Source organism: Streptomyces sp. NPDC088812 (genome assembly GCF_044750285.1).
Classification (GTDB): Bacteria; Actinomycetota; Actinomycetes; order Streptomycetales; family Streptomycetaceae; genus Streptomyces.
This window is the reverse complement of the sequence record NZ_JBIVJP010000015.1, coordinates 237,013-248,170: the sequence shown is the minus strand read 5'-3', so window position 1 is coordinate 248,170 and position 11,158 is coordinate 237,013. Positions and strand designations below refer to the sequence as shown.

Annotated in this window: 13 protein-coding genes; 8 read left to right on the top strand and 5 right to left on the bottom strand. The window is 63.8% G+C overall.

From position 1 onward, the window contains the following. The first annotated feature begins 319 nt into the window (after positions 1 to 319). A complete protein-coding gene (locus ACIP67_RS26155) occupies positions 320 to 1,261 on the top strand; it encodes a restriction endonuclease (protein ID WP_401695140.1) in 942 nt (313 codons plus the stop codon). A gap of 352 nt (positions 1,262 to 1,613) precedes the next feature. Here the strand turns inward: ACIP67_RS26155 and ACIP67_RS26150 are convergent, their stop codons facing one another. Beyond that, a complete protein-coding gene (locus tag ACIP67_RS26150) occupies positions 1,614 to 3,038 on the bottom strand; it encodes a PIN-like domain-containing protein (protein ID WP_401695139.1) in 1,425 nt (474 codons plus the stop codon). A gap of 522 nt (positions 3,039 to 3,560) precedes the next feature. Here ACIP67_RS26150 and ACIP67_RS26145 point away from each other — a divergent pair. Both ACIP67_RS26145 and ACIP67_RS26140 read left to right on the top strand, forming a co-directional pair. Beyond that, complete coding sequence (locus ACIP67_RS26145; RefSeq protein ID WP_401695137.1) at positions 3,561 to 3,935, top strand: hypothetical protein; 375 nt, start codon at positions 3,561 to 3,563, stop codon at positions 3,933 to 3,935. A 24-nt stretch (positions 3,936 to 3,959) separates the two neighbouring features. Next, positions 3,960 to 5,558, top strand: coding sequence for a DGQHR domain-containing protein (locus ACIP67_RS26140; RefSeq protein WP_401695136.1), 1,599 nt, complete (start codon positions 3,960 to 3,962; stop codon positions 5,556 to 5,558). Between the two features lie 450 nt (positions 5,559 to 6,008). Here ACIP67_RS26140 and ACIP67_RS26135 read toward each other — a convergent pair whose 3' ends face one another. From ACIP67_RS26135 to ACIP67_RS26120, 4 genes are all read right to left on the bottom strand, one after another. Further along, positions 6,009 to 6,389 (bottom strand): hypothetical protein, encoded by a 381-nt coding sequence (locus ACIP67_RS26135; RefSeq protein ID WP_401695135.1) that lies wholly within the window; start codon positions 6,387 to 6,389, stop codon positions 6,009 to 6,011. After that, positions 6,383 to 6,811, bottom strand: a complete 429-nt coding sequence (locus tag ACIP67_RS26130) for an ATP-binding protein (RefSeq protein ID WP_401695133.1) — start codon at positions 6,809 to 6,811, stop codon at positions 6,383 to 6,385. Before ACIP67_RS26130 ends, ACIP67_RS26135 begins: the two co-directional genes overlap by 7 nt. A gap of 46 nt (positions 6,812 to 6,857) precedes the next feature. Further along, positions 6,858 to 7,265, bottom strand: a complete 408-nt coding sequence (locus ACIP67_RS26125; protein WP_037670168.1) for an NUDIX hydrolase — start codon at positions 7,263 to 7,265, stop codon at positions 6,858 to 6,860. Between the two features lie 85 nt (positions 7,266 to 7,350). Then, complete coding sequence (locus ACIP67_RS26120; RefSeq protein ID WP_401695164.1) at positions 7,351 to 7,530, bottom strand: hypothetical protein; 180 nt, start codon at positions 7,528 to 7,530, stop codon at positions 7,351 to 7,353. Between ACIP67_RS26120 and ACIP67_RS26115 the strand changes: the two genes are divergently transcribed. From ACIP67_RS26115 to ACIP67_RS26095, 5 genes are all read left to right on the top strand, one after another. Then, positions 7,444 to 8,163 (top strand): GntR family transcriptional regulator, encoded by a 720-nt coding sequence (locus ACIP67_RS26115; RefSeq protein ID WP_401695162.1) that lies wholly within the window; start codon positions 7,444 to 7,446, stop codon positions 8,161 to 8,163. The genes ACIP67_RS26120 and ACIP67_RS26115 overlap by 87 nt on opposite strands. Further along, positions 8,160 to 8,459, top strand: coding sequence for a DUF3027 domain-containing protein (locus ACIP67_RS26110; protein WP_401695132.1), 300 nt, complete (start codon positions 8,160 to 8,162; stop codon positions 8,457 to 8,459). Before ACIP67_RS26115 ends, ACIP67_RS26110 begins: the two co-directional genes overlap by 4 nt. Positions 8,460 to 8,627: 168 nt before the next feature. Then, positions 8,628 to 8,984 carry a hypothetical protein gene (locus ACIP67_RS26105; protein WP_079661308.1) on the top strand — a complete coding sequence of 119 codons (357 nt, stop codon included), beginning with the start codon at positions 8,628 to 8,630 and terminating at the stop codon, positions 8,982 to 8,984. After that, on the top strand, positions 8,984 to 10,366 hold the full coding sequence (locus ACIP67_RS26100) for an FtsK/SpoIIIE domain-containing protein (RefSeq protein WP_401695129.1): 1,383 nt from the start codon (positions 8,984 to 8,986) through the stop codon (positions 10,364 to 10,366). The genes ACIP67_RS26105 and ACIP67_RS26100 overlap by 1 nt, the downstream gene beginning before the upstream one ends. An 83-nt stretch (positions 10,367 to 10,449) precedes the next feature. After that, on the top strand, positions 10,450 to 11,076 hold the full coding sequence (locus ACIP67_RS26095; protein ID WP_401695128.1) for a DUF2637 domain-containing protein: 627 nt from the start codon (positions 10,450 to 10,452) through the stop codon (positions 11,074 to 11,076). The last annotated feature ends 82 nt before the right edge of the window (positions 11,077 to 11,158 follow it).

Genomic DNA, 11,158 nt, shown 5'->3' with positions numbered 1-11,158 from the left:
CGTCCCCACCGACACAACCGACAACGACTGAACCACCACCAACCGGGTCAGAATTCAACCGCCCAAAGTGGGTCCAAGTTCAACCGACGCCGACACACGAACCTCAGCCGACGACAGCCAGCCACGACGGCGGGTGCGTCGACCGACCAGACGCGCGTAGGTCTCGCTGCACCCCCACCGGCCTCGGCCACGCTGCCCTACGCGACCGAGGAGCAAGCCGCATCATCCGGCGAGGTGAAGGGCGCATCAACGGCTGTTCCCGCGCTACCGTGTTGAGATGGCGGTGCGCCTGGACGGGGCTTGAGGAAGAGGGGGGGCTATGCCACAGAGCGCCAGCAGCAACAAGATCAACCCGCGCGCTTACATCGCGCTGGCCGACGCACTCACGGTGATCTTCTGGAACAAGCCACCCTTTGAGCGGTATCTCCGGGGGATGCTGCAAGACCACAGCGAGCTTCTGGCGCTACTGGACTTCAACACCACCAAGCGGGAGACCTCTGGCCACCTGGTCGATCTCCTCCGGGCCAATGAAGCCCGGTACCGGGACCTGACCATCAAGCTCATGCTTGACATCGCGGAGATGAAGCGGTTTTCGAACCTGGAGCAGCAAGTAGACCGGGACGGAATGGTGGCCCGTGCCGAAGCCGCCGTGGCCGAGCTGCGCGAGTGGACCGAGCACCAGCGGTCCGTCATCCAGGAGCACGAAGACCACGCAGCCACCATTGCCGACAGCGCCAGGCGAGCTGAGCAGGCCCGGCTCTTCAACGCCGACCATGAGGCCCTGAAGCTTCGCTTCTTTGAGATGCATACGTCCAGTGACCCACACCGGCGCGGCACCGACTTTGAGGACTTCATCAACAAGCTGTTTGGGCTGTACGACCTCGAGCCCCGGGCGTCGTACAGCCTTGACCATGAGCAGATCGACGGCGCGTTCACTTACGCCACTGACCACTACGTCCTTGAGGCCAAGTGGTGGAAGGAGGCCATTGGCCGCCGGGAGCTGGACGTGTTCAAGAACAACATCGAGCGCAAGGGCAAGAACACGCTGGGCCTGTACATCAGCATGAGCGGCTTCACCTCAGATGCCCTGGCCGTCTACAGCTACAGCACACCCTTTATCACGATGGACGGCAGTGACTTCATGGCGGTCCTGGAGCAGCGCATCCGCCTTGACGACCTGATCGCTCGCAAACGCCAGCACGCCAGCCAGACCGGCCACTGCTACCTGCCGGTGTCGGTCATCTTCTCGGGTACTGACTGACTAGCCGGTTCAGACCACATTGATGGCCATGTCGAAGCCCCCGACCTCTTGGACCTGCATCACCAGAAAGCCTGTGAGCTGCGTGTAGGCCCTCATTGCGCGGTTCGTGGCGTGCTCCGGTCGACGACACTGGCAACGCGGCTGAGGCCCTCCGGCCGGCACACGACGACTGTGCCTGAGCCCTCAGCTTGGGAAGCTGAGGTTCTTTGGCGGCAGTTGCTTCGATGACCTGAGCGAAGCAGGTGTGTGACCTGACGAGCCGACTGTCGGTATCCCACCATTTCCCGTGGTTCTCAATACGACCTGGCACGGCCTCGTCGCCCCGACTCTCGGCTGAGGGGGCAAAGGGCCCCTATGCCGACAGCAGATTGAGCTTACTCATCCAACGCAGCAGCAACTCGCTCTGCGTGGTGCTGAGCTCAAGCTCCGGATGACTACTGAGACGGTACTTAAGATCAGAGACCTGGCCTCCTTCTCGCAGCATCTGACGGGCCTCGCTGGCCCCTTCGATACGTTCCATGAGTAGTCTGCGTAGAAGGTCCCCGTCACGATTCTCGACAAATCTCCGGCCGGCATCTGTTAGCGCTATCTGGTCATCCTTGACGTCGGCGATGCCGAGCGAGACTAGGCTCATCAGCCGTCTCCGGGCCTCGGGAAGGAGAGTGACACTGGGGAACGTTTCCATAAATTTCTGCAGGCAGATAGCAAGCCTTGGATTCTCCTCGATCATCTGAGCCATGATCCAGATGGTCTCCACATAGTCGGCTGTTCGCCCACCGGGGACCTGGGCCAGTCGATAGCGGGTCTTCTCCTCGGGTCGATTATCGACATAGCTCTCCTCGGCTTCAAAGTGCCGCAAGGCAGAGACTGAGGTACTGTCCACAGTCTTCTCTAGAGAGAATTCCTTACTGACGTGTTGCATGAGCACGCTGGGTTCGACCATGAAAAGCCGATGGCCTGTGAGGTCGCGGAGCTCGTCCACAAGTTCGACGCGAGGGAGTCGGGCGGCCTTATATTTGTGATTGCGCCACCAATCTTCCTTGATGTCTCGTGTGACGAAAAGGACCTCGGTTTGGCGGATCTGCGCTTCGTCTAGGAGTTGCCTCCACACCAGGTAGTCGCCGGCCGCCTGCTCGTCTGCATCTTTCTTGTCGAAATCCATGTATCCAGGAGGTATGCGTTTATCGGCCCGCTCCTTGGCGCGGTGGACTTCCTCTAGATGTCGCTGGGGATCATAAGGAGCTCCGACGCGGCCTTTGAGTAGTTGATCGAGCGCCTGAATTACGGGGTCCTTGTTCGTGTCGCGGATATCGGGAACTCGATCCTTAGCGGCCTGGGCTTCAAGCATTTGCACGACGTCTTCGAGGAGCTTCTCGGCGCAGTCAAGTTTTTCGTGCATCGGTTTCGCAAAGTCGGGGTTATTGCCGAGGTGGATATTGTTGATCCAATCGTCCAGGGCGTTGCGTGATTTTGCGATGGCCGACCGCAGCGTGTCTCTGGCTGAGCTCGCCTTCTTGTCGTGATGCTCGATCAGGTCATTGCTCTGACGGACGTTCCAGAACTCGACCTGGACCTGGTGGGGGATCCATAAACGCGGCGCGATAGTTTTAAGGACGGTGAGCATGTCCTCGCGCACGGGCGCGCTCATGCGGTACAGGTCCAATAGGACATTAGTGTCAAGGACCACCAGCCCGTTCCGCAGGACAGCGCGGTAGTCGCTCTCGATGGGCGTGCGTTGCGCCTCGAATCCATCGAACAGTCCCCGTGTCGATGTCATGATGTCCTCCCCGCGCGGAACCTGAACCCACATGATCGCAGAGGCTGTTGTGAGTAGTCCGCAGTCTGCCCGCATTTTCGGGCGAGGTTCGGCCGGAGGCGCGAAGTACCCGTGCTGGAGGCCGGAACCCAGATGCGGATCGTACTGAGCAGCGCGACGTACGCTTGCTCCCCAGCCGGCTGAGATCCGTTGGAGGCGTACTGGCCCAGGCTCCTCCCCGAGGGAGCCGCCCGGACCACTGTGTTGGCGGTCACAGTGCCTGCTTGACTCGTGCGACGCAGGGTTTGAGAGAGAACGTCCCCCTCATGCCTGACCGGCCTGTGGCCTTGCGCAGGCGTACAGCCTTCCCGGGCTTGGCCGCTGACCGCATCGTCAAGAAGCTCGGGCGGGTGCTCCGCCTTGGGCTGATGTGCTCCTAGTGATCGGGTCGGGTGCTAGTTAGACAGGTCACTTGTACAAGCTCTAGAGCCCCAAGTCTCTAAAGACTTGACGCTGACTGTCTATCAGTGACAGGCTGATGGCATGTCACTGGGGGGTAGTTTCAACGAACTTGCCTGGCACGGCACTGGCTCCATCGCGCTCGCCCACACGATCGCACCGGACCGTCCTGGCGTGTACGTGTACGCCGAGCTGGGCAAGTTGCATGGCTTGGCCGTTGCGCAGGACTGGGTGTACGTGGGCCAGGGGCAGTCGCTGTCCGCGCGGCTCTCTCGGCATCAGCCGCACCTGGAAAGCAATCGTCTGCTGCGCGACTGGTTGCACCGCCCCGGTGACCGGCAGCTGTACTACGCCGAGGTCGAGTTGGCCATGCTTGACACAGTGGAACGTGACCTGATTAGCCATCTGCAACCGCGCTTCAATCGCCAGCGCTACCCGCAGCACATTCTGTCGACTTGAACATCACTTCTGTAGGAGTTACCCATGGATGCAAAAGCTGCCCTCGATCGCGTAACAGAGATGGAACGAGTCGCGGCGGCCAGCAAGCGACAGGCTGAAATGATGGCTGACTTCCTTGACGATGCTCTCGCTCGGCAAGACACGCTATTCGTTGAGGCCGCTCAGATGGGCGAGACGCCGTCCTACATCGCTTCTGTCTCTCTCGAGTGGATCCGCCGCCAGGTCAACCTTGCCCATACTATGCCGCTACTGAAGAAGAAGATGGACCCAGCTACCGGCAAGGTTCGGATCGATGAGGAAAGTATCGAGATTATTCGCCAACGGCCAATTGACTGGTCCCGGGAAGCAGTTCTCGCCAAGTACCTAATTGAACGAGAACATCACAAATTCCCTCCCATTCTGGCCGTTCTGAGTGAGCCATGGGTAGATGATCCAAACAGCGAAATGTGGGATGATGATGGGCGCGCAAAGGAAACGTCTACCATCTTCCACCCCCTCGACGGACGTGGCCGTGTTGGATTGATTGACTTGAGCTCCGAGACTCGACTGTACGCGCTCGATGGCCAACACCGCGTAATTGGCATTAGTGCTGCCCTTAATCTAATCAGCACAGGTCGCTTGGACGTCCGAGAGAAGGAAGGTCAAGTCAAGCGCGACGAGATGTTGCTTCTGGATGACCTCATTGCTGAATTCGATCTCGACGAGGCTAAGGTGCAGAAGCTCGGCAGTGAACGCATGGGTATCGAGATCATCCCTGCGGTCATTGAGGGAGAGTCTCGTGAGGAAGCCCAACTACGCGTTCGCACCACATTTACCCACGTCAACAAACAGGCAGCTCCTCTCACTCCAGGAGAGATTTCTCAGCTGGACGAGGATAATGGATTCGCTATCGTTGCGCGACGAGTGGCAGTGAGACACTCATTCTTCAAGGATGTTAAAAATGCCGTGAACTTTAAAAATAGCACAATCTCGAAGCGCTCGGCCCATATTACTACCCTGCAAACGCTGACCGAGATGGCGCGTAGTTACCTCATCGCCGACAATCGGTACACTGCTTGGGCGCCGAAGCGATTTGAGCTGCCCCGTCGACCACAAGAATCTGAGCTGAATAGCGGAATTGAAGAATTCACCGCTCTTTGGGACCACATCGTTCACCTTCCTACCTTTCACGCCATCGCTTCAGGAGAGCCAGCGGCTCTCCATCGACGCTTTGCCCATGAAGACGCCAAGGAAGGGAAAGGGTTCGGGCATATGTTGCTCCGCCCTGTCGGGCAGCAAGCGCTGGCCCAGGCAGTTGGCCTGCTGCGTGCCGATGGGATGTCGCTGGAAGAAATCTTTGCAAAGCTGTCCGAGCTTGACCGCCGAAATGGATTCCAACTAGACAGCGTAGCCAATCCTTGGTGGGGCATCCTTTACGATTTCAATGGTCAAAGGATCAGTATCCGAGGGCGCGAAACGGCAGTCAAAATTCTCCGCCATATGGTCGCCGGCCTACCTGATAGAGACCGTAGGGAACTGCGCGAGGCGATTGCTGAAGCCCGCTTCATCGGAGGTGACGAGTATCGAGACTACACAGATACCCGAGTATCCAAGAGCAAGATCAACCTGCCTGAACTGATCTGACGCTAGTGGAGATCTCTGATAGGCGAGTCGATGAAGTGTCGACTCCTAGTCGCACCGGGAAACTATTTCCCAGCTCTCAGTATGGTCCGGCCTGGGGCATTCCTGCTAGGTCGGCGGAGCGGCTTTGGGGTGGCGCTGCTTTGGCGCGAGTGATCATGGCCCCGTAAGCTTCCGGCGCGTCGGGCAGTTCGTGGACCTGCCCGGTAAAGCACGACGTTGGGGCCATGATCTTCGAGGCTCGCGCCAAAGTGGCTCCGTAAAGCCGTGGAGCCGACCGCCCCAGCCGCGACGTACCCCTTCTCTGGCATCAGGCGGCTGCCTGCTTTGAGCGCGGCACGGGCGCCGGCCGGGCTGGAGCGGGGCGGAGACAGGAGCGCAGGCCCGGCCGGGGGTCGGGCCGCGCGCGGGGAGCGGAGCGAGCCGCCTTGAACCCGTAAAGAAAGTTGTAACTCAGTCGGTGGGGCGGGGCTTGAAGTCGTATGCGCAGCTGGGGAGGTTGGCGGCCTGGCGGTGTGCGAGCGGTAGGAAGAGGGCCGGTCGGATGGTCCAGGTGATGCGTGTGCTGGCCTGGGTGATGGTCACGGTGCAGGGCTCGGAGCGTAGGAGTGCTCGTCGGGTTTCGATGCGGCCGTCGTAGAGCCATTCCCACGCTTCTTCGGAGGCGTCGGGATCGAGCGCAGGTGAGATGGTGCGCAGGGCCACTGCTACCCATCGGTCGGCCTGCGGTGCCGAGTAGGCGTCGAATGAAGCCCTTAGGGTCGGCTGGTCCTCGGTGAGGTCTTCGGTCCAGCACTCGCACCAGTAGCCCCACTGCGGCTTGTCCGTCAGCACCGGTGCCCTCCCCTGCCTGGGGTGGTGAAGAGTTCCGCGGTGACCGTGCGGCCTCCGTCGGTGTTGCGGACGACGATGCGGTGGGCGATCGCGTTGACCATGGCCAGGCCTCGGCCGTGTTCGGCGTCCTGGTCCTGGTGCTCGATCTTCGGGGCGGTGCCGGCGTTTCCGTCGTCCGTTACGGACAGGGCTACGACTTGGGGTGAGACGGCCAGGGCCAGGTGGAAGCTGCCGGATGCGTGGCCGCTGGCGGTGTGGAGGATCGCGTTCGCGCTGAGCTCGCTGACGATCAGTTCGGCGTCCTCGGCCAGGGGCGAGCCGCGCAGGATGTCGCGGGTCCAGCGGCGGGCTCTGCTGACCTCTTCCGGGAAACCTGGGCAAGAAAGCCCCCACACCCGGGCTGTACTCGTATACTCGTGCATACAAGTTCCTTCGTGCTGGTAGGCCGCCATGTGCAGCGGGTTCGGGCTAGACGAGTTTCACGCCGTCGTGGGCGCGTATGGCCGGCGGGGACATCGCGTCGAGTGCGTCAAGGACGCGGATCGCGTATGCCTCGTCGGCAAGCTCGGAGACTTCTTCACGAGTCGCCCAGCGCAGGGCGCGGGTCTCGTCGCCGGTCATAGGTGTGCCGTCGGCGGCCTCGCAGCGGAAGACCAGCGAGACGATGAGGCCCGTCATGTTCTTGTAGACGCCGGTGAGGGTCGCGGGAAGCGCGATCTTGATGCCGGTCTCTTCGAGGACTTCGCGTTGCAGTGCCTCGGGGATGGTTTCCTCGCGTTCGAGGACGCCACCCGGGGGTTCCCAGTGACCGTTGTCGCGGCGCTGGATCAAGAGGGCCCGGCCCTGGTCGTCGACGACGACCCCGGCGACGCTCACGGAGTGCGGGCGTTCAGTGCTCACGTTCCTCAGCCCTCTCGGATGGCTAGGCTCTCCACCGTAGCAACAAGACTCGCCCACTCGTCTAGATACCTAAAGGAGTACACACGTGCCCCCTCTTCCTGGCGGCCTCCTCGGCGACCTGGACCCGACGAGCGATCGTGCGGTCTTCCGTCAGATCGCCGATCAACTGCGCGAAGCCATCGACCGGGGACGGTTCAGAGAGGGCGAAAAACTGCCCTCGGAGGCTGAGCTTGTCGATCATTACGGGGTATCCCGGATGACCGTTCGCAACTCCTTCTCCGTCCTCCAGGGCGAGGGCCTGGTCCACGCCGAGCACGGCAAGGGTGTCTTCGTGCGGCCCCGGCCGCCCGTGCGACGGCTCGCCTCCGACCGGTTCGCCCGGCGGCACCGGGAGCAGGGCAAGTCCGCGTTCATCGTCGAGGCGGACGCAGCCGGCAGTCACCCCCAGGTCGACAGCCTGGAGGTCAAGGAAGAAAGGGCCAGCCAGGACGTCTCCACCCGGCTCGGGTCCGTGCGGCGGGTCCTGGCTCGTCGCCGCCGGTATCTGCTCGACGGGCGGCCGGTCGAGTTCGCCACCTCCTACCTGCCTCTCGACATTGCGCGGGGGACTCCGATCGCCGAGCCCAACCCCGGTCCCGGCGGCATCTACGCCCGCCTCGAAGAGCTGGGCCACCGCCTCGACCACTTCGAGGAAGAGATCCGCGCCCGGATGCCCTCGCCCGCAGAGGTCAAGACACTCCGGCTGGCCGCCGGCGTCCCCGTGATCCACCTGATCCGGACCGCGTACGACGCCGAGGGGCGGGCCGTCGAGGTCTGTGACACGGTGATGGCGGCTGACGCCTACGTGCTGTCGTATCAGCTTCCGGCGACGTGAGCACGGAGCGACTGGTGCCTCAAAGAGAGCGGACGGCCGACGACCGTGGACACAACGATGACTGTCACGAGCGCTGGTTGCGATTGACGAACAGGCGGACTGGCCAACCTGACTACCGGGATGAGTGGTTCGACGAGCAGTGCGGCGGCTGTCGGTCCTGGATCGCGTTGACGGGCGAGTTGGGGCGGGATTGGGGAGCTTGCACCCATCCTGGCTCGGCGTTCGACGGACGGGTCCGTTTCGAGCACGACGGTTGCGAGCTCTTCCGCATCCGTGAGGACGGTTCCTTCGGGTGACCTCGAAGGACGGTCGGTGCGCAGGGCGCTTCCACGGACTCGTACACACCCACAGGCATACTCGTATAGACGAGTGGGCAAGTTGTGTGGCAAGGTGATCACCGTGACCCCAGGAGATCGGGTTCGCAGGTCACATCTTGTATAGACGAGTAGATAGGAGAAAGTTCCTTGCGCACCATCCGTGTTGAGACCTCGGCCGCGACGATCCTCCTCACCGAGGCTCCCGAGCCGAAGGTCCGTGACCGGCAGACCGGCGAGATCGCCAAGGACGCCGTCAGTGGCGAGGCGCTGATGACCATCGGCGTCGTCTACATCGAGGACGGTGAGTCCTCGCTCATCAAGGTCACCGTCCCGGAAGGCGGCGTCTCCGAGGGGCTGAACCTCGGCGCGCCGGTCTCACTGCCGGGGCTGGTCGCCCGGCCCTGGGAGTCCGTGTTCAACGGCCAGCAGCGTCACGGCATCGCCTTCCGGGCCGCCGCCGTCACCCCGGCCGCCTTCCCGGCCGCCATGGGGGCCTCGGCCTGATGACCGACCTCGCGACGCTTCTGGAGGTGGGTGGTCCCATCGCCGCGCTCGGCGGTGGGGCCGCCTACACCCGGGCCAACCACCCCGGCCTCTACTGGTCCGCCGTCGGCGGGCCGATATCCACCGTCCGGCTGCTCAGCTCGTACGCCTCGGTCATGGAAGCCTGCGGCCTGACCATCGCGCCGTCCCGGCTGCGCGTCCTCGCCGTCAAGGCCACTACTCGACGGGAGGTGCGGCCGGTCCCGCCTCGCCGGGGCATCATCAGGCCCACCTCGACCGGCTTACGGCTTCGCCTCCGCCTCGCTCCTGGGCAGGAACCCGCCGACGTCGCCGCCTCGGCCGAACGTCTGCGGCACGCCTGGGGCGTCCACGCCGTGTACGTCTCCACTCTCAAGCCCGGCGTCGTCGAACTGCGGCTCGTCGGGTTCGACGTCCTGCGGAAGGTGCGGATGCCGCGCAAGACCGAGCGTGGGTTCCTCAAGGTGTCGGTCGCGCTCCGCGAGGACGCCATGCCCTTCGTCCGCGACTATCGGGCCGTTCCCCACCAACTCACGCTCGGCGCAACGCTGTCGGGCAAGTCCATGTACCTGCGCCATCTCGTCTCGGGCCTTGCACCGCAGGACGTCGCCCTCGTCGGCGTCGACTGCAAGCGCGGGGTCGAGCTGGCCCCGTTCGCCTCGCGGCTCTCGGCTCTGGCCACAGATCCGGACGAAGCCGCAGAGCTGCTGCCCGTCCTGGTCAAGGAAATGGAGGACCGGTACGACCTGATCAAAGCCCGGCAGGGCATCGCCCTCAGCACTCCAGATGAGGAGATCACCTCCGACATCTGGGGCCTGCCCGACAGTGAACGGCCCGTGCCCGTCGTGCTGTTCGTCGACGAGGTGGCCGAACTGTTCCTGACCGCCACCCGTAAGGACGAGGAACGCCGGGATGAGATGGTCACCCAGCTCATCCGCCTCGCCCAGCTCGGCCGCGCGGCCGGCATCTACCTCGAAGTCTGCGGACAGCGCTTCGGTGCCGAACTCGGCAAGGGCGCGACCATGCTGCGGGCCCAGCTCACCGGCCGGGTCTGCCACCGCGTGAACGATGAGGCCTCCGCGAAGATGGCCCTCGGCGACATTGCGCAGGAAGCGGTCCTCGCCGCGTGCGCCATCCCCGCCGAACGTCCCGGCCTCGCCGTCGCGGGCGACACGTCCGGCGGCTGGTCCCGCATCCGCACCCCGTATCTCTCCCTCGGCGACGCCGCCGACGTCTGCCGGGAGACGGCCCATCTGGTGCCGAATCTCCCCGCGCTGAAGCCGTTCCGGCCATGCGCGCCCGTTCCTCTGCCCTCCGTCGAGCGGCCGGGGCCCGCCGTCCAGCCGCGCCCCCTCACCGACTGAGCCTCACCACGCTCCGGTCGGCGTGACCGCCTCGCGCCACGTCCCTACCTCTCCCATGCCTGAACCAGGAAGGAGACGTCCTCATGCGCGCCCAACTGGCCCGCATCGACGCTGTACTCGTCCAGGCGCTCATCGCCGCCGCGCTGTCCTTCGCGCACATCCATGACGTCGCCGTGGCGGCGGGACAGGACGGCTGGAAAGCCTGGGCCTACCCCATCTCGGTCGACCTGCTGCTCGTCGCCGCATGGCGTCGACTGCGTTCCGGCTCGACGAAGGGGGCGGCCTGGTGCTGGTTCGTCATCGCCCTCGCCGCGTCGCTCGGCGCGAACGTCGCCACGGCCGGCCTCCTCGACCTCGGCGACGTCCCGGCCTGGCTGCGCATCCTCGTCGCGGGCTGGCCCGCCGTCGCCTTCCTCGGCGGAACCCTCCTCGCCCACACCACACCCAAGACGGCCGACGACGTCGAGGCCATCGAGGACCAGGAGGACGAGCCCGAAACGGCCTCCGAGCCGACCGCCCCGGCACCACCCGCCATCGAGGCCCCGCCGGACCGCCCGGCCGTCCCGGTCCCGGCCGCCCTTATCGACCACGCCCGCAAGGTCGCCGCCGAGCACCACACCCGAACCGGCACCCCCATGGACGTCACCACCTTGCGCGCCCGTCTCGGCGTCCCGGCGCCCATGGCCGAAGCCATCGCCGCACAGCTCTGAATGCGGGCCCTGTCGGAAGGCTTTACCGCTTCCGCAGCACTCGCCGCGTTCCGACAACGGCCGAAACGATCAGTACCTCAAG